The organism is Helicobacter pylori, from assembly GCF_030323545.1.
In the GTDB taxonomy this organism is placed as follows: Bacteria; Campylobacterota; Campylobacteria; order Campylobacterales; family Helicobacteraceae; genus Helicobacter; species Helicobacter pylori_CO.
The window spans coordinates 406,063-430,607 of the sequence record NZ_CP122954.1; the positions used below are offsets into that span (position 1 = coordinate 406,063).

The 24,545-nt window shown below is 39.3% G+C and carries 17 protein-coding genes, 1 rRNA gene and 2 pseudogenes; 14 read left to right on the top strand and 6 right to left on the bottom strand.

Annotated elements, in window-relative coordinates; all coding sequences use genetic code 11:
* The first annotated feature begins 80 nt into the window (after positions 1-80).
* Positions 81-575, top strand: coding sequence for a flavodoxin (locus QAP06_RS02015; RefSeq protein WP_140569643.1), 495 nt, complete (start codon positions 81-83; stop codon positions 573-575).
* Between the two features lie 52 nt (positions 576-627).
* Complete coding sequence (gene ybeY, locus QAP06_RS02020) at positions 628-1,050, top strand: rRNA maturation RNase YbeY (RefSeq protein WP_286467375.1); 423 nt, start codon at positions 628-630, stop codon at positions 1,048-1,050.
* A gap of 243 nt (positions 1,051-1,293) precedes the next feature.
* Here ybeY and fic read toward each other — a convergent pair whose 3' ends face one another.
* The 6 genes from fic to fliW all read right to left on the bottom strand — a co-directional run bounded on the left by fic (position 1,294) and on the right by fliW (position 10,002).
* Positions 1,294-1,827, bottom strand: coding sequence for a protein adenylyltransferase Fic (fic, locus tag QAP06_RS02025; RefSeq protein ID WP_286466149.1), 534 nt, complete (start codon positions 1,825-1,827; stop codon positions 1,294-1,296).
* A 5-nt stretch (positions 1,828-1,832) separates the two neighbouring features.
* On the bottom strand, positions 1,833-2,627 hold the full coding sequence (gene proC / locus QAP06_RS02030; RefSeq protein ID WP_286466151.1) for a pyrroline-5-carboxylate reductase: 795 nt from the start codon (positions 2,625-2,627) through the stop codon (positions 1,833-1,835).
* Between the two features lie 13 nt (positions 2,628-2,640).
* A complete protein-coding gene (gene hopL / locus QAP06_RS02035; RefSeq protein WP_286466153.1) occupies positions 2,641-6,300 on the bottom strand; it encodes a Hop family outer membrane protein HopL in 3,660 nt (1,219 codons plus the stop codon).
* Positions 6,301-6,322: 22 nt separating this feature from the next.
* Positions 6,323-8,413 carry a Hop family outer membrane protein HopI gene (gene hopI, locus QAP06_RS02040; RefSeq protein WP_286466155.1) on the bottom strand — a complete coding sequence of 697 codons (2,091 nt, stop codon included), beginning with the start codon at positions 8,411-8,413 and terminating at the stop codon, positions 6,323-6,325.
* Between the two features lie 107 nt (positions 8,414-8,520).
* Positions 8,521-9,582, bottom strand: a complete 1,062-nt coding sequence (murG, locus tag QAP06_RS02045; RefSeq protein WP_286466156.1) for an undecaprenyldiphospho-muramoylpentapeptide beta-N-acetylglucosaminyltransferase — start codon at positions 9,580-9,582, stop codon at positions 8,521-8,523.
* 12 nt (positions 9,583-9,594) lie between these two features.
* Positions 9,595-10,002: a flagellar assembly protein FliW gene (gene fliW, locus QAP06_RS02050; RefSeq protein WP_140502024.1), complete on the bottom strand. Its 408-nt coding sequence runs from the start codon at positions 10,000-10,002 to the stop codon at positions 9,595-9,597.
* A 136-nt stretch (positions 10,003-10,138) separates the two neighbouring features.
* Here fliW and valS point away from each other — a divergent pair, with 136 nt between their 5' ends.
* The 12 genes and pseudogenes from valS (at position 10,139) to QAP06_RS02110 (ending at position 24,495) form a co-directional block, all read left to right on the top strand.
* Positions 10,139-12,757, top strand: a complete 2,619-nt coding sequence (valS, locus tag QAP06_RS02055; RefSeq protein WP_286466161.1) for a valine--tRNA ligase — start codon at positions 10,139-10,141, stop codon at positions 12,755-12,757.
* A 14-nt stretch (positions 12,758-12,771) separates the two neighbouring features.
* Entirely contained in the window at positions 12,772-14,118 is a 1,347-nt protein-coding gene (gene ffh, locus QAP06_RS02060) for a signal recognition particle protein (RefSeq protein ID WP_100957602.1), read from the top strand.
* 73 nt (positions 14,119-14,191) lie between these two features.
* Positions 14,192-14,422 (top strand): 30S ribosomal protein S16, encoded by a 231-nt coding sequence (gene rpsP, locus QAP06_RS02065; RefSeq protein ID WP_286466163.1) that lies wholly within the window; start codon positions 14,192-14,194, stop codon positions 14,420-14,422.
* A gap of 16 nt (positions 14,423-14,438) precedes the next feature.
* On the top strand, positions 14,439-14,762 hold the full coding sequence (locus QAP06_RS02070) for a KH domain-containing protein (protein ID WP_286466165.1): 324 nt from the start codon (positions 14,439-14,441) through the stop codon (positions 14,760-14,762).
* Positions 14,763-15,317 (top strand): ribosome maturation factor RimM, encoded by a 555-nt coding sequence (rimM, locus tag QAP06_RS02075; RefSeq protein WP_286466167.1) that lies wholly within the window; start codon positions 14,763-14,765, stop codon positions 15,315-15,317.
* Positions 15,318-16,007, top strand: a complete 690-nt coding sequence (gene trmD, locus QAP06_RS02080) for a tRNA (guanosine(37)-N1)-methyltransferase TrmD (protein ID WP_286466168.1) — start codon at positions 15,318-15,320, stop codon at positions 16,005-16,007. It begins immediately after the preceding gene.
* Between the two features lie 21 nt (positions 16,008-16,028).
* Positions 16,029-16,385 carry a 50S ribosomal protein L19 gene (gene rplS, locus QAP06_RS02085; RefSeq protein ID WP_000797716.1) on the top strand — a complete coding sequence of 119 codons (357 nt, stop codon included), beginning with the start codon at positions 16,029-16,031 and terminating at the stop codon, positions 16,383-16,385.
* A gap of 625 nt (positions 16,386-17,010) precedes the next feature.
* Positions 17,011-17,802 (top strand): NYN domain-containing protein, encoded by a 792-nt coding sequence (locus tag QAP06_RS02090; RefSeq protein WP_286466172.1) that lies wholly within the window; start codon positions 17,011-17,013, stop codon positions 17,800-17,802.
* Positions 17,803-18,529: 727 nt separating this feature from the next.
* Positions 18,530-20,033 (top strand): 16S ribosomal RNA (locus tag QAP06_RS02095).
* A 1,099-nt stretch (positions 20,034-21,132) separates the two neighbouring features.
* A complete protein-coding gene (locus tag QAP06_RS02100; protein ID WP_286466175.1) occupies positions 21,133-22,434 on the top strand; it encodes a DUF2130 domain-containing protein in 1,302 nt (433 codons plus the stop codon).
* A 156-nt stretch (positions 22,435-22,590) separates the two neighbouring features.
* A pseudogene (locus QAP06_RS02105) lies at positions 22,591-23,244 on the top strand (IS607 family transposase).
* Positions 23,219-24,495: pseudogene (locus QAP06_RS02110) on the top strand (RNA-guided endonuclease InsQ/TnpB family protein). The pseudogenes QAP06_RS02105 and QAP06_RS02110 overlap by 26 nt, the downstream one beginning before the upstream one ends.
* Positions 24,496-24,545: the final 50 nt, after the last annotated feature.

Here is a 24,545-nt window from a genome sequence, read left to right on the forward strand (position 1 = left end):
TAATTAAATGCGCTAAACTACGCCCACAAGCATTCGCAAAAAGTGGGTGCGTTAGTATCTTTAAACACAAGGATTGGAATATGGGAAAAATTGGTATCTTTTTTGGGACAGACAGCGGGAACGCTGAAGCTATCGCTGAAAAAATCAGCAAGGCTATTGGTAATGCCGAAGTGATTGATGTGGCTAAGGCTTCTAAAGAGCAATTTAATAGCTTTACAAAGGTTATTTTAGTCGCTCCAACAGCCGGTGCGGGCGATTTGCAAACAGATTGGGAAGACTTTTTAGGCACACTGGAATCGAGCGATTTTGCGAATAAAACCATTGGACTTGTAGGCTTGGGCGATCAAGACACTTACAGCGAAACTTTTGCAGAAGGCATTTTCCACATTTATGAAAAAGCTAAAGCCGGTAAAGTGGTAGGGCAAACTCCCACTGATGGTTATCATTTTGAAGCTTCTAAAGCGGTAGAAGGCGGTAAATTCGTGGGTCTTGTGATTGATGAAGACAATCAAGACGATCTCACTGATGAGAGGATTTCAAAATGGGTAGAACAAATTAAAGGTTCTTTCGCTTAATCTTTATAAGCCCTAAATTTAGGGCTTTTTTAAACTCCTTTTTATGTCTTTAATGCTAGAAATAGACAACCAAACCCCACTAGAGTCAGACTTTTTATTATTAGAAAAAATCGCAAATATTTTAGCCCCCACTCAAATTATTGAGCTTGTTTTAGTGAGCGATGAAACCATGCGAGAAATCAACAGGGATTTTAGAGGTTGCGATTACGCTACCGATGTTTTGAGCTTCCCTTTAGAAGCGATTCCTCACACCCCTTTAGGGAGCGTGGTGATTAACATGCCATTAGCTCAAGAAAACGCCCTGAAATTAGGGCATAGATTAGAAGAGGAGATCGCTCTTTTATTCATTCATGGGGTGTTGCACTTGTTAGGCTATGACCATGAAAAAGATAAGGGAGAACAACGCCAAAAAGAGAGCGAACTCATTAAAGCGTTTGACTTGCCTTTGAGTTTGATTGAACGGGCACAGGATTAGTTTTAGGTGGCTCTAACGCTGACAAATAAAGCTTTTAATTTCTTTTAAAATGGGGCTTTAATTATTTTGTCTTATATTTTAAATTTTATTTTATAGTAAAGGGGGGATGGGAGGTAAACATTTCCTCCTGCAACCCCCCAACTAAATCCCACTAATCCCCTAAGATCGCATTATAAAAAACTATCTCTTGACTAGCGTCAAACTCTTTCGTATTGGATTATAAAAAATGATTTTAGTATTTTTTCAAAGCCCTTCATAATAATACGACTGCGTGATGCCTTTAATGAAAGTTAAGGGATCGTTAATATTAGAACTCAAATGCTTTTTTAAAAGCGTTTTGATTTCCAAATCATTCACAGGACTCCTTTCTGTTGCGCTCAAATAAGCGGCTTTATCAATCCTATCCCAAAGCGCAATTTTTTTTAATTCCTTTTTAAGCAATAAATCAAGCCATATCCTAGTCGCTCTGCCATTACCCTCCAAAAAAGGGTGAGCGGTATTCATTTCCACATATTTTTCTATGATTTGATTGAAATGGCTTTGTGGCATGCTCTCAATTCTGGGTAAAATCAAATCCAAATACAAGCAGTTAGCGAATCTGAAATTTCCTTTAGCAATGTTTTTATCCCTGATTTTCCCAGCAAATTCATACAACCCTTCAAACAAAAACCGATGGATTTCTTGCAGGTCCTTGATTGTGCCTACTTCTATGGTGTCAATCAGACCGCTTTGGATCAAATGCTTGGCTTTTTCTAAACTCTGTCTGTCTAAATGCATTGCACTTATTTTTTAAGAGTGTAATTTTTAGGGTGCATTTTTTTCACGCTCTTTTGGCATGCTTTGATAAACGCTCCCCTAACCCCCTTTTTTTCTAAAACGCTCAAGCCTTCAATCGTTGCACCTTTAGGGGTGCAAATTTGCTCTATAATCATCTCGGGGCGTTCTTTTTCTAAAAGCCTGGCAAAGCCTTTAAAACTCATTTTCACCAATTCTAAAGAATCTCTAGCGTTCAAGCCCTCTCTAATACCCGCATCTTTCAAACTGCTCGCTACCAAGCTTAAAAACGCAAGCGCGCTCCCGTTTGTCGCCACGCTGGCATCCACCAACTCTTCATGACCCACTCGCACGCAATTCCCAAAACTCTCAATAACACTCAAAGCCTTTTGGCTTATTAAGGGCATGGGTGATTTTTCACACACCGCCGTAGAAGAAAGGGCGAATTTGCTTGCAATATTGGGCATGCATTTGAGGTAATGTAAAGAATTTATCGCATCGCTTAAAGCTTTAAAACCCACGCCAGCTAGTGCGCTCAAAACGCTTTTGGCTTGCCCTTGATAATTAAAATCCTTAAGGTTATAAGGCTTAAAAAGTAAAAACACGAATTTTTGGTGTATATCAATAGCATCTTTGTAAGGCACGATTTGAGCTTGAATGTTTTTTTCTTGTAAAAAGGGGGCGATTTTTTCAGGGTTTCGCCCGGTAATTTCTAAAATAAAACGCTTGGATAAAATTTCATGAGAGCCTTCTAAAATCGCTTGAGCCATATTCCCATAGCCGATGAATTGTAAGATTTCCATGACGCACCCTTTTTTAAAACCCCATGATGTAATTGATATAGAAAGTATAAAGCCTCCTGTAGCTCACATCAGCCCCGGCGCTACTCAAATACGCTTGATTGATGAGAGGCACTTTGATCCCAAATTCCACGCTCTTTTGGCTTATAGCCCCTTGATTGTGGAATTTCTTGGCAAAACGCTTAAACTCCGCAAAGTTGGTGCGCACCCCAAAATTCAGCGCCACTTGAAAATTCGTTGAATGAATGTCATTAGCGTTTCCCCAATTGTCAATGATTTGTTGCCTTAAGGAGCTAAGCCAAGTCGCACCGCCCAGTTGGACCCCAGCAAATAGCCCAAAATTCAACGCTTTAGTGTTGTAAGTCCTCCTAAACAAGTTCCATAAAAAATCCGTGCCTACCCCATAAGCAAAGATATTCGCTTTCACGCTTTGATTGGCTAAGCCTATTTCACTAAAGCCGTAATCAAAGAAAAAATAATGCCTAAGGCCTAATTTTCTCGCTTTACCAAAGAAGTATTTATAGCCCAAACCAACCCCTAAGCCGTTGCTCATGCCGTGTTGGGTGCTTTTAGCGGCCGCATACTGGCTTAAAACGGGTTGAGAGCCGTAGTTATTGGCTTGATTTTGCGCGTTTTGAACCTGATTTCTGGCGTTAATCATCGCATCAATGAGTTTTTGTTGCACCATAAAGAATGTTTTATCCCCTAAAAGCTGCCGTAAGGTTTGCGAGAATGACTGAATGGTGGTGGTGTTAGAAGTGATTTCTTGGAGCAAGGTTAAAATCGCATTAGGGCTAATATCGTTTTGCAAGGCTTGAAACCCTTGAGAAATAGCGCTTGTAATGGCTTGAAAAGCGCTTGTAAGACTAGTAGATACACTATTATCATTATTTTGGATAAACCCGGCGGTTTTAATGAATTCAGTGAGCAAATTAATTAAATTATTCGTATCGCTCACCCCATTTGTGGGGATTGCCCCTAAAAGGTTGATAAGCCCACCGGTGCAATTAGTGCCACTACTATCGCTACTGCACAAATTATTAAGACTGCTACTATTATTTTTTAGCGCTTCAAAGAATTGTTTTAAGCCGCTTTCAACACCTTTATTATTCCCAGAGCTGGCGATAATGTTGGCTATTTTTTGAGCGTCATTATAGACTTTTTGCAAGCTATTGTTTTCGTTAGTGGTGGCGGTGGTGGTGCTTTGTGTTTTGCTAGGGGTGTAGCAATTGCTCCCACTCGTTCCATTGCTCCCGCTATTGCATGTTTGATAGCCGTTATTACTGCCACTATTGCTACTACTATAAGTCCCCAACTTCCCATCGCTGGCGTCTGTGAGCATTTGGTAGGCTGTAGTGATTTGACTAGTTCCATTTCCACTGCTTCCCCCATTACTGCCTCCATTAACGCTCTTAAGATTTGTGATAATTTGATTGAGTAAACCACCGCTAGTGAGCGTGATTTGTTGGACATTGTAGGTGATGCTGCTCCCACCACTGCTCCCGCTTTGAGTTGTCGCTTGTGTTTGATACCCTAAAGCGCTTTGCAACCCGCTGTAATAAGCCTTAGAATCGGACCACTGCTGATAGCACCAATTTGTTGTGTTATTACCGCATGCGTTGTTGTTGGTTGTGTTTTGCTGTTGGCTTTGATTAATTAAAGCGCTCATGTCTGTAGGCACTTGCTGGTTAATCGTATTGATGAGTTGGTAAAAATTCGCCCTCAATTGGATGCGTAAATTTTGGTTATTGTTAGGTGTCATCTCTTGCGATTGATTCCCATTGGTGTTATAAATCGCATTCGCCCAAGCTTGGATATTACTTTCTTGGTTTTGAAAAGCGTTTTGAATGCTTTGTTGGAAATTGCTGACATTTTGCAACACGGTGTTTAAAGCTCCCATCACCGTGCTGTTAGGGGATTGGGTGGTTGCCCCACTATTTTGAGCTAAATTGGTCGTTTTAGCTTCTTCTTCATTATTCACCACCACCATTGCTTTTAGTTTGGGAGCGTTGCTTTTAGCTTGAGCGTTAGCGGTAGTCCCATTAGTAGAACTTAAAATATTTTGCAATTGGGCGTTCCCGCTGATACTCAAACCCCCTGAAGAGCTGGTATTGCATGAGCTTGTCCCAGATTGCGTCCCATTAGCGCATAAGATATTGGCGTTTTTTTGCAAATTGGCTTCTGAAGTTTTTAAAGAGTTATAAACGCTCCACACTTGAGAAACAAGGTTAAAAGAGTTCACGCCGATCTGCTCTTTGCCCCCTATGGTTTGGATTTTAGAGGTAGCGACTAAAGAATTGTCAAAACTATTTGTGTTATTCGTGGAGTTTGTGGAGCTTGTGGCTGAGCATGAAATCCCATTAGAAGTATCGCCAGAAAGACTCCCGGTAGTGCTTGCGCAATCATAGGCGCTGATATTTTGCCCTTGAGCGTTGGTAACCGTGCCGATTTGGTAATTGTTAGAAGTGTTTTTGAGTAAGTTTTTAGGCTCAGTAAAACTGATCCAAGAAATTTGTTTTAAAGCGTTATTGTATTGTTCTATCGTGCTTTCATAGGCTTGGAAATTCAAAGCGTTGTGCAAGTTGTTTAAATTATAGGTGGTGTTGTTGATTGCATTGTTGTCTAAAGTGTTGATAGCAACGCTTTGAAGCTTTTGAGCGATGGCTTGGACTTGCTGGTTGGCTTGGTTATTTGAAGTGGGGGTTGCGGCTAAAGGGGCTAAATTTTGGATGAATTGCTCTAAGCATTGGACTTGATTGGCGCAACCATTGGGGTTATTTTGAGTATTAGCGCTCAATTCCCCTTGTAAAGTGTTCATTAAAAGGGTGTTGTTGTATTGTTGTTGGTTATTGCTGTTTGAAGAAGTAGAGCCTAAAATGGAATTAGTGGGATAAAATACGATTTGTCCCGGTGGGTTTAACACCACATGCGTTGTGGTTGTCGTAGGGAAATACCCCACCCCAAGAGTGGTTAAAGCATTCTTTAAGGCGCTCACATAAGCGGTATTATTGCTAGAGGCATTCACCGCATCGGTTAGATTGGAGAGTAAGGATTGCGCGTAAGTGGTGCTAGTGGTTTTAGTGATGCTGTGTTCAATTTGTTGCAATAATTCTGCCATGGATTGCGCGGTGTTTTGGAGCTGGGCTTTGACTTCTTTGGCGTTGTTGCTGGGATTAAGGCTGTTGGTAGAGCTAATAATGTTAGAGCTTAGCGCGATGCCTTCATCAAACACACTCTGGGTGTTAGAGAGGAGTTTAGCTGTGATCTGTGAAGAATGGGCTTTTAAGGGATCAGAGCTTCCTTTAAGCCCTATGATTTGCTGGGAAATGCTAGAGATTTGACGGCTAGAATAAAAGTCTTTTCTTTTGCCAATTTGATTTAGGATATTAGAAATGCCCTCTAATTGGTTGCCCACGGTGTTACTCACGCCATAGCCTAAAGCGTCAATGACGCTTTGAGAGCTTAAAGTGATAAGACCGGTAGTAGGCCCTGCAATATTGATCGCGCTTTGGGTTACGCTGTTGATGATATTTTGATTTTCTAAAAGTTGTTTGTTATTGATAAATTGTTGCGTGCCACCGATTTGATAGCCTACAGACATATACCAGCCATTGTCTTCCGCTAAGAGGGAGCCAATTAAAAAGAGTGGTATAAATTTTTTAGCTTTTTTTATCATATTTTTCCCTTATTTTGTTTAATCAAAAGCCTATGTTGTAGCCCACATAAAAACTAAAGGCTCTTCTATACTTCGCCGTAACGCCTTCTGATTGGTAATAGGTGTGATAAAGCACCGGTATTTTAAGGCCAAATTCTATCCCTTGAGAAAAACGAGATCTTTTTTGATGAGCGATTTTGGAAAAATTAGTCCTTATGCCTAAATCAAAAAGGAATTGGAAAGAAGTGTCCTTAGGCTTAAGATGGTTGCCATCCACTTGATCTAAAAAATTCGTTTTCCAAGTTTGCCCTGCAAGTTGGATACCGGCAAAAAAACCTATATCTATCGCTTCAGTCCCCCTTTTTCGGGTAAAAACATTATAAAGAAAATCTGTGCCTGCACCATAGCTAGAGAGCGTGGCTTTCACTAAAGAAGGGTTTGAGCCAAATTGAGCGTAACCAAAATCATAAAAACCATAATACCTAAGCCCAAACATGCGCTTTTTACCGAAAAATTGCTTATAGCCCATTTTCACGCCAAAGCCGTTCATGTTATTAGAATTAGAGTTATGCTCCAAAAAATTCCTAGCAAAGCCCATTTGATAGAGTTGATTCACTTTAGTTTGCATCTCATTAATCACCCCGCCAATCACTGCTTTAGAGCGATAAAGCCCATAAGCCATTAAAGTTTTTGCTGTGGGGGAATAGGGGCTAGATAAGATCTTGTCTATTTGCGCGGTGGTGGGGGCGTTTGTGGCCTGCTCTAGTTGGTTTATGATGACTTTTTGCTCTTGTTGGGCTTGTTGTGGGGTTAAATGATTTTGTGGGGTTTGATTATTAGCGCCATTCAATTGCCCCCCATAGCTAGGCAAGAAATTCAAACCTTTGTTATTTAAATCCAAATAGGGAGCGACCCAATTGGTGATGAAATCCCCATACGCTACGGTGTTATTAAGCAAGCTTTCCCCATAGTTGATCGCATCTTGTATCTGGCTATAGCTTGAAGTGCCTGTCAGTTTAGCGGCTTTATTGGCGAAATTTTGCATGCCTGAAAAAATCATAGAAGCGGTGATGCCATTAGCGATGATGCTATCGGCTAAATAATAGACTGCCGAGCTAGGGTGGTAGGTGTATTGGCCATTGCCTGATCCAACCGTCGCTCCAGCGGGTAATGCTTTTAAGGGCGCTTGTGTGGTGTTGTCGTTTTTGGTGTAATAACCCGGGCCGCTAAAGCTTTGGTAGCCTTGTTGGGAATTGCTGCCATTAGGGGCTTTATTGTAAGTGAAGCCAAATTGCTTTTCATTGGCTAAGCCCCCTAAAATCCCTGCTTGCATTAAAGCCTGGAAGATGTTTTGGGCGTTTTGGGCTATGGATTTAGCTTCGTTAGTGGCGGTGCATTGGTTTTGAGTGCTGCAAATGGTTTGATTACTGCTTGTTGTGGCTAAGCCGTCTTGTAAAAGGTGTTGCAAGACTTCAGGGCTAAAATTCACGGAATTACCGCTATTAAAAGATTTATTCGTTAAGGTTTGGTTATACCAGAGCGTGGTTAAAGCGTTGGTAATATCATCGTTTAAAGCGTTCATGGCATTGGCTAGACCACTAGGTAAGGCAATAACAGTGCTTTGATTGCCAAATTTGACTTCAAAAAGTTTAGCGTTAGAAAGATTTTCAGGGTTACGGATTAAAGTCTCGCCGATGAGTTGGGTGAGCTTGTCTAAATTACTGACTAGAGATTGCATATCAAAGGTGGCATTGACATTGCCTCTTGGGGGGTTGTTGCCTGTATCGCCATTTTGGGCGTTTTGTTGATAACCCCCCGCATAGAGCAAACATCTTTTAGAAGGATCAGGGCAGAGCATTTGCATTAAAACTCTAGTTTGTTGGCCCATCGCTTCTAAATAATAGGCTAAAGGCACCGCCGCAGATTCTAGAGCGATAGCGTTTTGGCGGATGTAGGTGGATGCGTCTTGACTGGCGTTAAGCCCTGAGTTATCCACCCTTTGAATGGCCAAAGAAGTTTGATAACTCACCCCCATAAAAAACCCATCATCTTCTGCCGCTAAGGGATTGAGAAAAAATAAGGGGAGTAGGCTAGAATAGACAAGCCATTTTTTATTAAAAACAAAGTTTTGCAAGGGGTTATCCTTTTCTTTTTACAAGATTTGAGCTATCCTAAATTTTATCTTATTTACCGCTTAAGTTTAATGGTTAGTCGCTTAATTGTTGATTAAAATGGGCTATTTTAGGTGCTCAAAATCGTTTCAATAATGGTTTTTGCGCCGTCTTTAGCGATTTTTTGCTGCAATTGGTTGCTGATAGTGGTGAGGTTTTTATTGCCTTGGTCGTCTTTTTGGTTGAGCTTTCTAATGACTTCAAAGAGTTTTTTAGGCAATAATTCATTTTGAGGCACGACATAGCATAAGTTTTCTTTTTCAAATTCTAAGACATTGTAATACTGGTGGTTATTGCTCGCAAAAGGGTAGGGGATAAAAATCGTGGGTAAGCCATTAGCACACAATTCCCACACGCTGCTCGCTCCAGCTCTACTCACACACAAATCCGCCTTGCGCATGACTTCTATGATGTTATTGTGGAAAGCGAACAAATCTATCTTATCCAACAGCCCTAATTCCTGGTAAAAAAAGCGTATTCTTTCATGAGCGTCCGAGCCGCAAATATGCGTGATTTTAATCCCTTGTTTGGTGAGTTTAGGAGCGTTTAATAAGGCAAATTCATTGATCGCTTTTGCCCCTTGCGAACCGCCTAAAAATAAAATATGCTTGATTTCAGTGCGAGTCCTAGCAAAATCAAAAAAAGCGTTTTGCACGGGATAGGAGGTTAAAACATGATTTCCCTTATCCTTAAAGGCGTAGCTTGAAAACACCGCTTTAGCTTTAGGGGAAAGGTAGCGGTTAAGAGAGCCTTTGATCGCATTTTGCTCATGGATATAAAGGGGTATTTTATTGAGTAAGCTTGCAAAACTCGCCGGCCCTGCGCTAAACCCTCCCACGCTAATGGTGTGCGTGATCTGGTGTTTTTTTAAGATTTCTTTGGCCTTAAAAGCGGCTTTAGCTTGCAAGAATAAAGAGCCTATTTTTTTAAAAAAGCTTTTATTGACCACGCCTTGCGTGTTGAAAAAATAGCGTTCGCTAAACAGGGGGCTGTTTTCAAACCATTCCTTATCCTGCCCATAAGTTGAGCCTAAATAAATAGCCTCTATGCCTTGCTTTTCTAATTCTATGGCTAAGGCTTTAGCGATAGAGAGATGCCCCCCTGTGCCTCCCCCTGTAAGAGCGAATTTCATGATTAAAAACCTTTAAGCTCGTTCTTTTTCTTGAATCACAAAGCTTTTTAAAGGATCTCTAAAGCCAAAATCCGGATAATCCATCATAGAAAGCGCCACTTGAGCGCCAAAGCCATTTTTGGAATTAAACACTAAAGGGGCTAAGAAATTAACCATAGAATCTTCTAAATTTTTTTGTAACACGACCACGCAATACACCTCAACTTTGGAATGAGAATCCAATTCTAGCAGTAATTCTATGTATTTGGGTATCACAAAGCTGTATTCCCTCAAACAATAAGGATTCACTAAAACCATATCCAACGCCATGGGCGAGTTCGTTTGACTAACCAATCGGCTGAATAAGGAATCAATTTTTTCCAAACGCACTTCATTGATATGCTCAAATCCTAAAATAGGGGCTTTTAAAAAGTAATTCACTGGACTATCCTTTTTAATTTAAATGCTTTGTTGTATAATTTTAAAAAAATACGCAACAATTAAAAGCGTAAAAGCAAAAGGCGTTCCAAATCCAACCATTTTTGAAAGAACGCTCTATTTTAGGATAATAATAACAATGAAACAAGAACCCACTACCTACCAGCCAAAAGAAATAGAAAAAAAGATTTATGAAATTTGCTCTCATAGGGGGTATTTTGAAATTGATGGCAATGAAAAAATCCAAGAAAAAGGCAAACGATTTTGTTTGATGATGCCCCCTCCTAATGTGACTGGCATTTTACACATAGGGCATGCCCTAACTTTAAGCTTGCAAGATATTTTAGCGCGCTACAAACGCATGGATGGGTATAAGACTTTGTATCAGCCAGGGTTGGATCACGCCGGCATTGCAACACAAAATGTCGTAGAAAAGCAGCTTTTAAGTCAAGGGATTAAAAAAGAAGATTTAGGGCGTGAAGAGTTCGTTCAAAAAGTGTGGGAATGGAAAGAAAAGAGCGGGGGAGCGATTTTAGAGCAAATGAAGCGTTTAGGCGTGAGCGCGGCCTTTTCTAGGACTCGTTTCACGATGGATAAGGGTTTGCAAAGAGCGGTTAAATTGGCGTTTTTGAAATGGTATGAACAAGGTCTCATCGTTCAAGATAACTACATGGTGAATTGGTGCACTAAAGATGGGGCATTGAGCGATATTGAAGTGGAGTATGAAGAGCGTAAGGGGGCGTTGTATTATATTAGATATTATTTAGAAAATCAAAAAGATTATTTAGTGGTGGCTACCACACGCCCTGAAACTTTGTTTGGCGATAGCGCGCTCATGGTCAATCCTAACGATGAGAGATACAAGCATTTAGTGGGGCAAAAAGTGATCTTGCCTTTAATCAATCGCACAATCCCTATTATCGCTGATACGCATGTGGAAATGGAGTTTGGCACAGGGTGTGTGAAGGTTACCCCTAGGCATGATTTTAACGATTATGAAGTGGGCAAACGCCACCATTTGGAGGCGGTTAAAATCTTTGATGAAAAAGGGATTTTAAATGCGTATTGCGGGGAATTTGAGAACCTGGAGCGATTAGAAGCCAGAGATAAGGTCGTAGAAAAATTAAAAGAAAACGCCTTATTGGAAAAGATAGAAGAGCATGCGCATCAAGTGGGGCATTGCTATCGTTGTCATAATGTGGTAGAGCCTTATGTGTCTAAGCAATGGTTTGTCAAGCCTGAAATCGCTCAAAGTTCTATTGAAAAAATCCAACAAGGTTTGGCGCGATTTTACCCCTCTAATTGGATCAATAATTATAACGCTTGGATGAGGGAATTACGCCCTTGGTGTATCAGCAGGCAATTGTTTTGGGGGCATCAAATACCGGTGTTTACTTGCGAGAATAACCACCAGTTCGTAAGCCTTGATACCCCTTTAAACTGCCCTACTTGCAAGAGTGAAACATTAGAGCAAGATAAAGATGTGCTAGACACATGGTTTAGTTCAGGGTTATGGGCGTTTTCCACTCTAGGGTGGGGGCAAGAAAAAAGCGGTTTGTTTAACGAAAACGATTTGAAAGATTTCTACCCTAACACAACGCTCATTACCGGGTTTGACATCCTCTTTTTTTGGGTGGCCAGAATGCTTTTTTGCAGCGAATCGCTTTTAGGCGAATTGCCCTTTAAAGATATTTACTTGCACGCCCTAGTCAGGGATGAAAAAGGTGAAAAAATGAGCAAATCTAAGGGTAATGTAATCGATCCTTTAGAGATGATAGAAAAATACGGCACGGATAGCTTGCGTTTCACTTTGGCCAATTTGTGCGCTACGGGCAGGGACATTAAGCTTTCTACTGCGCATTTAGAAAATAACAAGAATTTTGCCAACAAGATTTTTAATGCGGTGAGTTATTTGAAACTCAAACAAGAAGCTTTCAAAGACAGGGAGCATTTGAGTGAATACCAAACGCCTTTAGGGCGTTATGCCAAATCGCGCTTAAATCTTGTGACTAAAGAGGTGCGTAACGCTTTGGATAACTACCGCTTTAATGATGCGACGACTTTGTTATACCGCTTTTTGTGGGGGGAATTTTGCGATTGGTTCATTGAATTTTCTAAAGTGGAAAATGAAGCGATAGACGAATTAGGGAGCGTGTTAAAAGAGGCTTTAAAACTCTTGCACCCTTTCATGCCCTTTATCAGCGAGTCTTTATACCACAAGCTCAGTAACACGGAACTAGAAAACGCTCATTCTATCATGATCATGCCTTACCCTAAAGATTTAGCGCAAGATGAACCATTAGAGCATGAATTTGAAGTGATCAAAGATTGCATCGTGTCTTTAAGGCGTTTAAAAATCATGCTAGAAACCCCACCGATTGTTTTAAAAGAAGCGAGCGTGGGATTAAGGGAAACTATAGAAAACACAGAGCGTTTGCAAACTTACGCCCAAAAATTAGCGAAATTAGAAAAAGTCAGCGTGATAACTTATAAGCCTTTAAAAAGCGTGAGCGATGTGGGGGAATTTTGCCAAACTTATGCAAATTTAGAAAATCTTGATTTAAGCCCGCTCATTGCTCGTTTAAAAAAGCAGTTAGAAAAATTGGAAAAAGAAAAACTAAAACTCAATTTGCACAATGAAAATTTTGTCAAAAACGCACCCAAAAGCGTGCTAGAAAAAGCCAAAGAGAGTTTAAAAACGCTTTTAGAAAAAGAAAGTAAAATTAAGCAAGAATTGGATTTGTTAGAACAACCATAATAAAAGGATAGAAAATGTTTCAAGCATTAAGCGATGGGTTTAAAAACGCGCTCAATAAAATCCGCTTTCAAGATGATGAAAAGGCGCTAGACAGAGCGTTAGATGAATTGAAAAAAACGCTTTTGAAAAATGATGTGCATCATAAAGTCGCTAGAGAATTGCTTAAAAAAGTGGAAAGTCAAACGAAACTTAATGGCATTGGTAAGCAGCAATTTTTAGACGCTTTAGAAAAGAGTTTGTTAGAAATCTTAAGCGCTAAAGGGAGCAGTGGTTTTACTTTCGCTCAAACGCCCCCCACCGTGGTTTTAATGGCAGGTTTGCAAGGAAGCGGTAAGACAACCACGACCGCTAAACTCGCTCATTATTTAAAAACCAAAAATAAAAAAGTGCTTTTATGCGCATGCGATTTGCAACGCCTAGCGGCAGTGGAGCAATTAAAGGTTTTGGGCGAACAGGTGGGCGTGGAAGTTTTTTATGAAGAAAATAAAAGCGTGAAAGAAATCGCTAGCAACGCTTTAAAAAGGGCTAAAGAAGCGCAATTTGATGTTTTGCTCGTGGATAGCGCAGGGCGTTTAGCCATTGATAAAGAGCTTATGCAAGAATTAAAGGAAGTTAAAGAAGTCTTAAACCCCCATGAAGTGCTGTATGTCGCAGACGCCTTGAGCGGGCAAGATGGGGTCAAAAGCGCGAACACATTCAATGAAGAAATAGGCGTGAGTGGGGTGGTGTTAAGCAAATTTGACAGCGATTCTAAAGGGGGTATCGCCTTAGGCATCACTTACCAATTAGGCTTACCCTTGCGTTTTATTGGGAGCGGGGAAAAAATCCCTGATTTAGATGTGTTTGTGCCTGAAAGGATTGTGGGGCGTTTGATGGGGGCTGGAGATATTGTCTCGCTCGCTGAAAAAACCGCTAGCGTTTTAAACCCTAATGAGGCCAAAGATTTGAGCAAAAAACTCAAAAAAGGGCAATTCACTTTCAACGATTTTTTAAACCAGATTGAAAAGGTGAAAAAATTAGGCTCTATGAGTTCTCTAATCTCTATGATTCCAGGTTTAGGGAATATGGCAAACGCGCTAAAAGACACGGATTTAGAAAGCTCTTTAGAAGTGAAAAAAATCAAGGCTATGGTCAATTCCATGACCAAAAAAGAGCAAGAAAACCCCGAGATTTTAAACGGCAGCCGAAGAAAAAGGATCGCTTTAGGGAGCGGCTTAGAAGTGTCTGAAATCAACCGCATCATCAAACGCTTTGATCAAGCGAGCAAAATGGCGAAACGCTTAACAAATAAAAAGGGCATTAGCGATTTGATGAATCTAATGAGTCAGGCTAAAAATCAAACACCCCCTAAAATGCACTGATTTTTAAGCATGTTTTAGGTGCTTTTGTTGTATAATCCCAAATTTAATATGAATATTTTAGGAGATTTTTGTAATGACAGTCATTAGACTCACGCGCATTGGGAGAAAGAAAAAGCCTTTTTACAGAGTGGTGGTAACCGATTCTAGGAAAAGAAGGGATGGAGGTTGGATTGAATCCATTGGGTATTACAACCCTTTAAGCGAGCCTAAAGATATTAAGATTGATAAGGAGCGCTTGAATTACTGGAAAGGCGTGGGGGCTAAAATGAGCGAGAGGGTGGAAAAACTTTTTCAAAAAATCTAAGGTTTTGTGAGGCTAAATGCACGAATTAGATCCTTTGAACACGCCTTTTTCTCAAGCTGAGTGTAAGGACTATTCGTATTGCGTGGCAACTTTTTTAGAAAAATATTTAAAAAAGGTTGTTTCTTTTCCTCAAGCTTTGAGCGTAGAGTACACGCTTTTAGAAGATAAAGTCAAACAAATCACTATTTATACCCACTCATCAGACATGGGGCATGTGATTGGTAAAGAGGGCAAAATGGTGAGTGCGATTAAGGCGTTTGTTTCTGGTGTGAAAGCCAAAGACGGGTTTTCTTATAAGATTGTTGTTTTTGCCAGTAAAAATAGCGATCAAACGCCTTGAATGGTTTCTATGCTTTTAGTGGGCAGAATTGGTAAAAGCGTGGGGCTTAATGGGGGGTTAAAGCTTCATTTAGAGAGCGATTTTCCGGAGTGCTTAAAAAAAGGCGTTAAGGTGAGCGTTGCTCCCTTGAACGCTTTCTCTCGCGCTTCTTCTTTTAAAGAATATATCATCCATTCTTATGAACATGCCAAAAACCTGTTGTTTTTAGAAACTATCCACACGCCCGAAAAGGCTAAAGAGCTGACTAATTTAGGGCTTTTTATGAGCGAAGTAGAGAGTAAAAAACTCTGTGTTTTAAAAGAGGGCGAGTTTTTTTATTGCGATTTAGTAGGGCTTAGCGTGGTGGAAGAAAACGAGATTTTAGGAAAAGTCATAGAAATCCAAAGGATTTCTCAAATAGATTATTTTCTAGTTGAAACCACGAGAAGTTTGGTTGAAAAAGGTTTGGCTAAGATTTTTTTAATCCCTTATAGGGATTTTTATATCAAAGAAATCCTTTTGCAAGACAAAAAAATAACCACCCATAACGCTAAAACGCTTTTAGAGAATAGTTGAGTGAAATTCAGCGTTTTAACCCTTTTCCCACAACTTGTATGGCCTTATTTTGAAGATTCTATTTTAAAAAGAGCGTTAGAAAAAAATCTTTTTGAATTGGAAGTGTTAAATCTTAGAGGTTTTAGCACCAATAAATATCAAAAAGCGGATCACACGCTCATTGGTGGGGGTGCAGGGCAAATTTTAGACCCTGAGATGATAGAAAACGCGCTCCATTCTGTTAAAAACCCTAAACACACGATTTTTTTAAGCGCGGTGGGCAAGCCTTTCAAGCAAACAGACGCGATGCGTTTGGCTCAAAAAAAGCATGTCGTTTTGGTGTGCGGGCGTTATGAGGGCTTTGATGAACGCTCTATTGAACTTGACGCTGATGAGGTTTTTTGTATAGGCGATTTTATTTTAACGGGGGGCGAGCTTGGGGCGTTGTGCTTGATAGATAGTATCGCTCGCCACATTCAAGGGGTTTTGGGTAACGCTCAATCTTTAGAAAACGAGAGCTTTGAAAACCACTATTTGGAAGCCCCTAATTTCGCTAACGCTGTTTTTAAATCCAAAGAAATCAATAAAATCCCTGCCCCTTTAGAATATTCTAAAGGAAATCATGCTAAAATCAAGCAACTAGAACTTGATTTGTCAAAATTAAGGACAAAATTTTACCGCCTTGATTTATTCAAACAGCACAAATCATGAAATTGACATTAAGGAAAACACATGAAAAACCGCTACATTCAGCAGTTTGAAGACGCTCAATTAAAAGACAAGACCATGCCAACATTTAAGGCCGGCGATACTTTGAGATTGGGTATTACCATTAAAGAAGGCGAAAAAACACGAACTCAGTATTTTGAAGGCGTGTGCATTGCGATTAGAGGCAATGGCGTGGATAAGACTTTTTGCGTGCGTAAAATAGGGGCTAACAATATCGGCGTGGAGAAAATTTTCCCTTTTTATAGCGAAAGTTTGGCGAGCGTTGAGGTGTTGCGTGTGGGTAGGGTGCGCCGCGCGAAGCTCTACTACTTGCGCGATAGGAGAGGTAAGGCAGCAAGGATTAAAGAAGTCCGCCATTAACTTCAAGGCTTTTTATCAGTCATGCTTCAATCAATGCTGATTGGTAGAACGCTCTTTAGGGGTTGAAATCCGTTTTTTAACGCTTTTTAAAAATAGGGTAAGACTTTTTCAATGGATTGGATTGGCTTGAAAAAGAGTTTTTTAATCCCTTTTTAGTTTTACCACCAACTTTTTTAAAACTCTAAACTCTTTTTAGCGTTGGCGTTCGTCTTTTTTCAAGGCAAAGCTTTAATCGCTTCTTTTCTAGCTTGCTGTTTGTTAAACTGAATTTTTGGCTCTGTTTTTTAATGGGGCGTTGGTTGTCAAATTTTAAAAAAGGTTAAAAAGCGTTTTTTACCATCAAAATACAAAAAGCTTGACGCAAGTTAAACGATAACTCCTTGAAAAAGCGATCAGGTTAAGGGGGATTTAAAGGGTTTGAAAGAACATTAAAGCGCGAAATATCCCCTCATATTCTCAAGAAAGTTTTACTATAAAGTTTTTAAAAAATGAAAGAAATTAATTAAGGCTTTGAGTGTCTGTTTGATGAGAACAGAACCTTTATTTTATTTTAAAAAACAAGGCATGTTTAAATCCCCATGCTATACTCAACCCTTATGGCAAAATTCATATTTTGGGAGAAAGCATGGAAAAAACTGAAACCACGATTTTTGTGGATTGGGAAAATCTTCTCGCCGATTTGAAAGCAATCCAAGAAACGGATGAGCGTTTAAAAGAGCCTAATTTTAATTTCAACAATCCCGATCAACTCTTAGCGTTAATCCGTTCGTTTTTGGATCCTGAAGAGAAATTGAAGCGGATCTATTTTTATGTATCTGAGCCTTTCACAGAAGTTGAACCTAGAATCAAGGGCAATAAAAACGAAGAACTTGAGGAGTATAAAGAGAAGAATCCTAAAGATTATGAGGAAAGAGTGAATAAATCAGGGATTATCCAATCTTTCAACCATGCGATCGCCCAACAAAATCAAGTGAAATTACGAGTCGGGCGGGTAAAGTTCAAATTCGTATATAAGTTCGAAGACAAAGAAGTCTATAATGGTCTAGAAGCCAAGATTTTCATACCTTACTTAAAGTTGCGTCAAAAACAAGTTGATGCGCTGTTGGCGCACGATATTACCAAGCTGTATTGCACCAAACAAGGAGGGTGTATTTTGCTGTTCAGCAGGGATACCGATTTTGTGCCTGTGTTAGAAGCCGCTTGGGAGAAAGGCTTTGAAGTTTTCATCGCCAACATTCAAGAAAGCCCCAATTCTGTCCCTTCAGACTTGAAGAAGTCTTGCAATGTGAGAGAACGCAGTGTCGCTGAAATTGTAGATAACTTGCCAAAAAATCAGTACACCCCCAAGAAAAAGAACTTTTCCCCCAACGAGCCTTTTAACAACCCATTTAAAGACCAACTCTTTAAGAAGAACTAACGCATTTCCCCCACTAAGGGGACAAAAAGCACCCAATTTAAAAGGGTTAGCTTAAGCGGATTTTTCTAATCCATGATTTCATTTTTTGCTCTCTATTATGGAGTGATTTTTGAAAACAGAGATAAATTAGCGCTTATAATAGTGGTTTTATGGGGAATGTGCGCGTGTTTTTGGCGGCATTTATATTTCTCAAAACCCGATCGTTTTAAAATTTTAACTTACTTTGTCAAAAATTTTTATAATTTAAGCAAACCTTAAGCTTTCTATGACTATACTTTCATTTCCTTGTTTCAGCAAGGGCTTTTAAAAAGCCGCTTGATAACTTGCAAGGATAGCTGATTAAAGCAAACGATCTTTGAAAACTAAGCAAATTGATAGAAGTTCTTTTTAAAGGGATATTCTAAATGGTTTAAGGATGACTTTATTATAAAGAGTGAGGGTTTCAATCGCTTTCATTCTTTTATGAGAAATTCTTATCCAACGAGTGCTATTCAATAATCATTGATTGTATGATGATGATTGATGGTTAATTGGCATGAGAGTATTTACTAGGTTAGCGTTTGGCTAAACCTTTTAAAAAGTTTCTTTCTGTTTTGTTGTTGTAATACTTAAGAACACAACCCGTTTTATTCAATAAAGTATAAAACGAGTTCTTGTGATACGCTAAAGCTGTTGTTAGAAATAACAACAGCTTATCAAAAAACAAAAGAGCTTTAGGACAAACACTTTTATGGAGAGTTTGATCCTGGCTCAGAGTGAACGCTGGCGGCGTGCCTAATACATGCAAGTCGAACGATGAAGCTTCTAGCTTGCTAGAGTGCTGATTAGTGGCGCACGGGTGAGTAACGCATAGGTTATGTGCCTCTTAGTTTGGGATAGCCATTGGAAACGATGATTAATACCAGATACTCCCTACGGGGGAAAGATTTATCGCTAAGAGATCAGCCTATGTCCTATCAGCTTGTTGGTAAGGTAATGGCTTACCAAGGCTATGACGGGTATCCGGCCTGAGAGGGTGAACGGACACACTGGAACTGAGACACGGTCCAGACTCCTACGGGAGGCAGCAGTAGGGAATATTGCTCAATGGGGGAAACCCTGAAGCAGCAACGCCGCGTGGAGGATGAAGGTTTTAGGATTGTAAACTCCTTTTGTTAGAGAAGATAATGACGGTATCTAACGAATAAGCACCGGCTAACTCCGTGCCAGCAGCCGCGGTAATACGGAGGGTGCAAGCGTTACTCGGAATCACTGGGCGTAAAGAGCGCATAGGCGGGATAGTCAGTCAGGTGTGAAATCCTATGGCTTAACCATAGAACTGCATTTGAAACTACTATTCTAGAGTGTGGGAGAGGTAGGTGGAATTCTTGGTGTAGGGGTAAAATCCGTAGAGATCAAGAGGAATACTCATTGCGAAGGCGACCTGCTGGAACATTACTGACGCTGATTGCGCGAAAGCGTGGGGAGCAAACAGGATTAGATACCCTGGTAGTCCACGCCCTAAACGATGGATGCTAGTTGTTGGAGGGCTTAGTCTTTCCAGTAATGCAGCTAACGCATTAAGCATCCCGCCTGGGGAGTACGGTCGCAAGATTAAAACTCAAAGGAATAGACGGGGACCCGCACAAGCGGTGGAGCATGTGGTTTAATTCGAAGATACACGAAGAACCTTACCTAGGCTTGACATTGAGAGAATCCACTAGAAATAGTGGAGTGTCTAGCTTGCTAGACCTTGAAAACAGGTGCTGCACGGCTGTCGTCAGCTCGTGTCGTGAGATGTTGGGTTAAGTCCCGCAACGAGCGCAACCCCCTTTCTTAGTTGCTAACAGGTTATGCTGAGAACTCTAAGGATACTGCCTCCGTAAGGAGGAGGAAGGTGGGGACGACGTCAAGTCATCATGGCCCTTACGCCTAGGGCTACACACGTGCTACAATGGGGTGCACAAAGAGAAGCAATACTGCGAAGTGGAGCCAATCTTCAAAACACCTCTCAGTTCGGATTGTAGGCTGCAACTCGCCTGCATGAAGCTGGAATCGCTAGTAATCGCAAATCAGCCATGTTGCGGTGAATACGTTCCCGGGTCTTGTACTCACCGCCCGTCACACCATGGGAGTTGTGTTTGCCTTAAGTCAGGATGCTAAATTGGCTACTGCCCACGGCACACACAGCGACTGGGGTGAAGTCGTAACAAGGTAACCGTAGGTGAACCTGCGGTTGGATCACCTCCTTTCTAGAGAAAAGCTTTTAATATTCGCTTATTAAAAGCCAAGAGTATTACCTGACAAAAGAACTTCTTGTTGCTTAGTTTTGAAGGATTGGACCTATTCTTTCTTTTTTCATTCTTTATTTTATTTAATTCTTGATTTTTATTTAGTTCTTTCTTTTTGGTTGATTTTGGCTTGATTGATTTTAACCGCTTGATTTTGGTTTTTTAAATCTTGTTTTTTCATTCTTGTGTTTTGATTGCTTATTGTTTGTTAATGTTTAATGTTTCTTATTGCTTGTTTTAAATTTTTTACTAGTTGTGTTAGCTTTAGCGTTGGGCTTTCTTGATTCTTGTGTTTTTGTTTGTTTTATTTTTCTTAAATCTTATTTTTATCTTATACTTGTATTCCTTGCTTGTTTTGCTTCTTATTCCTTGTTTTTTCTTTTGTTTTAAGTTTTGGTTTTAGAGTTTTAAACGCTCAAGGATTTGGGTTTTCATTTCTTTCGGATCTAATTGAACCAGTTGTTGGCGTTCAAAATTGCGTGCCTGAAAATCAATGCAATAACTCAAAAATAATAGAATCGTTTTCATAGGGGGCAACTAGGTGCATGCTCATAATAATGGAATTGAGCGCAAGAAAGCGCAATAAAGGCGCTGTAGGGTTTTAATAAGGGATTTCTATTGTGTGGATTGAGTTTGATAACACCTCCAAAAGCAATTGGTTTTATATTTTTGTTTTCATCAGATGGGTTTTGCAAAATAACTTATTCTAAAAAATGATTGATGAGCGGTGCTCTATGCGCTGATGCGGGTCTAGGGATAGACGCCTTTTGTAATGCTGATGCAAGACTTCTTCCCATTGTATTGTTCTCTAAAACTTGCACCTTTGGGACAACTTGCAACTGATCAATCATTATCTCAATTGCTTCATTTATAATGTGGTTTTTATGCGAAGGGTATTTTTTGCCTTTTTTATTTTTTGTTGTTTGTGGGAATGCTAAGAAAAAGTCCTTGTTTTCATATTAAATCCCTATTTTACTGAACTTATTGGATAAAACCTGCTTAAGTTAAATTGATCTCATTCTATTATAAAATATAAAAAATTAAATCTTAAAGGAAAATCATGCAAGAAAATCAAACCCGTCCTTTTATATGCCCCAAGTGTCAAGAGCCAATTAATGTGAATGAAGCGCTATACAAACAGATTGAGCTAGAAAATCAAAATAAGTTTTTAGCCCAACAGAAAGAGTTTGAAAAAGAAGTGAATGAAAAAAGAGCGCAGTATCAGAGCCATTTCAAAATGTTAGAGCAAAAAGAAGAGGTCCTAAAAGAGCGAGAGAAAGAGCAAAAGGCCAAATTTGATGAGGCGGTCAAACAAGCGAGCGCTTTAGCTTTGCAAGATGAAAAGGCTAAGATCATTGAAGAAGCCAGAAAAAACGCTTTTTTAGAGCAGCAAAAAGGCTTGGAATTATTGCAAAAAGAATTAGAGGAGAAGTCCAAACAAGTTCAGGAATTGCACCAGAAAGAAGCGGAAATTGAAAGGCTAAAAAGAGAAAATAACGAAGCAGAGAGCCGATTAAAAGCTGAAAATGAAAAAAAATTGAATGAAAAATTGGATTTGGAGAGGGAAAAAATAGAAAAAGCTTTGCATGAAAAAAACGAATTGAAATTCAAGCAGCAAGAAGAGCAATTAGAAATGTTAAGAAACGAGTTGAAAAACGCTCAAAGAAAGGCTGAATTAAGCTCGCAGCAATTCCAAGGCGAGGTGCAAGAATTAGCGATTGAAGAGTTTTTGAGGCAAAAATTCCCCCTAGATAGCATTGAAGAAATCAAAAAAGGGCAAAGAGGGGGCGATTGCATTCAAGTGGTGCATACTAGGGAATTTCAAAATTGCGGGAAAATTTATTATGAGAGCAAACGCACCAAAGAATTCCAAAAGGCTTGGGTGGAAAAGCTTAAAAGCGACATGCGAGAGATTGGGGCTGATGTGGGGGTCATTGTGAGTGAAGCGCTGCCTAAAGAGATGGAGAGGATGGGGTTATTTGAAGGGGTGTGGGTGTGTTCGTTTGAAGAGTTTAAGGGGTTGAGCGCGGTGTTAAGAGAGGGGGTTATTCAAGTGGGTTTGGCTAAAAAAAGTCAGGAAAATAAGGGCGATAAAGTGAATCTGCTCTATCATTATTTGACAAGCTCTGAATTTTCTATGCAAGTGAATGCGATTATAGAGGGGTTTGAGCAATTGAGAGCGGATTTAGAAAGCGAAAAACGCGCGATGGCTAGGATCTGGAAAAGCAGGGAAAAACAAATTGACAAAGTGTTTGAGGGCACGATTAACATGTATGGCTCTATCAAGGGTATTGCGGGTAATGCGATAGGGCAAGTGAAAGCGTTGGAGCTTGGGTATGATGGGGAAGATTTAGAAGATTAGTTTTTATGGTGCACCTTGAGATAATATTATATTAGGAGAAAATGTGGGCAATAAAGATCAGAATAAAGGCTACAAACAGCAACTAAAATACTATAATAATCCATAAAACACTATAATTTTTGTATAGGTTATTAAGTTTTGTGTTATACTGCTCGCATGAATAAAAGAATGCTATCCATCGGTCAAGCGAGTAAGCTTTTAGTGTAACTATCCAAACCTTACGCAATTGGGATAAAAAAGATTTGTTAAAACCTGATGAACTCACTAAAGGCGGTGAAAGGCGTTATAAGTTAGAAAGTTTAAGGCGTATCAATAGAAGCGTAGTCTTTAATCAAGATGAATTAAAAACAATAGCTTATGCTAGAGTAAGCTCGCATGACCAACAAGATGATTTAATCAGACAAGTTCAAGTCTTAGAGCTTTATTGCGCTAAATGCGGCTTTAACTATGAAGTGATACAAGATTTAGGGAGTGGCATGAACTACTATAAAAAAGGCTTAACCAAGCTTTTAAATTTAATCTTAGACAATCAAGTCAAACGCCTTGTATTAACGCATAAAGACAGATTATTACGCTTTGGAGCCGAATTGGTATTCAGTATTTGTGAAGCTAAAGAAGTAGAAGTGATTATCATCAATAAGGGCGATGAGAATGTGAGGTTTGAAGAAGAATTAGCCAAAGATGTTTTAGAAATTATAACCGTCTTTAGCGCTAGATTGTATGGCTCTAGGTCTAAAAAAAAACAAGAAGCTCTTAAATGAAATGCAAGAAGTAATCACTAACAATGTCAGCTATCTCAATCACGCATAAAATAGCTTTAAAGCCTAACAACAAGCATATTACTTATTTTAAAAAAGCTTTTGGGTGCGCTAGGTTAGCTTATAATTGGGGATTAGCTAAGTGGAAAGAAAACTATCAACTAGGCATTAAAACTAACCATCTACAGCTTAAAAAAGAATTTAACGCTCTTAAAAAATCGCAATTTAATTTCGTTTATGAAGTAACTAAATACGCCACCCAACAGCCTTTTATCCACTTAAATCTAGCCTTTAATAAGTTTTTTAAGGATTTAAAAAAAGGTTTAGTGAGTTACCCTAAATTTAAAAAGAAAAGAGAGTTTCAAGGTTCTTTTTATATAGGGGGCGACCAAATTAAAATCATTCAAACAGCTAATACTGATTATTTAAAAATACCTAACTTACCCCCAATCAAACTCACTGAAAAACTAAGATTTCAAGGCAAAATCAATAACGCTACCATCACTCAAAAGGGCGATCATTTCTATGTTTCAATCTCTTGTGATATTGATGAGAGTGAATACAAGCGAACCCATAAACTCCAAGAAAGTCATAATGAGCTAGGGATTGATATAGGGATTAAATCCTTTGTGAGTTTGTCTAATGGCTTAAATATCTATGCCCTAAGCCCTTAGATAAGCTTACTAGAAAGCTTGTAAGAATTAGCAGACAACTGAGTAAAAAAATCCACCCAAAAACCAAAGGGGATAAAACCAAGAAATCTAATAATTACTTAAAGCATTCTAAAAAGCTTACCCACTTGCATGAAAAAATAGCTAACATCAGACTTGATTTTTTACACAAGCTCACAAGCTCTCTTATAAGACACTCAAAGTCGTTTTGTTTAGAGAGTTTGAAAGTCAAAAACATGTTTAAAAATCACAGGTTAGCTAAATCTTTAAGCGATGTTTCTATGTCCATGTTTAACACGCTATTAAAATATAAAGCTAAATACTCTAATAAAGAAATTTTAATAGCTGACACTTACTATCCAAGCTCTAAGACTTGTTCTAATTGTCAAAAAGTTAAACAAGATTTAAAGCTTAACGATAGGATTTATCAATGCCTAGAGTGTGGCTTTGAATTAGATAGAGATATAAACGCTGCTATCAATCTTTTAAAGCATTTAGTAGGTAGAGTTACTGCCGAATTTACGCCTATGGACTTGACGGCTCTGTTGAATGATTTGTCCAATAATCGTTTAGCAACTAGCAAGGTTGAACTAGGAATACAACAAAAATCCCAAATTGAGAGAATTTTATAGCTCTTTATAGGATTTTATAGGTTTGTAGTAACGGTTCAAGTTGGTATAAA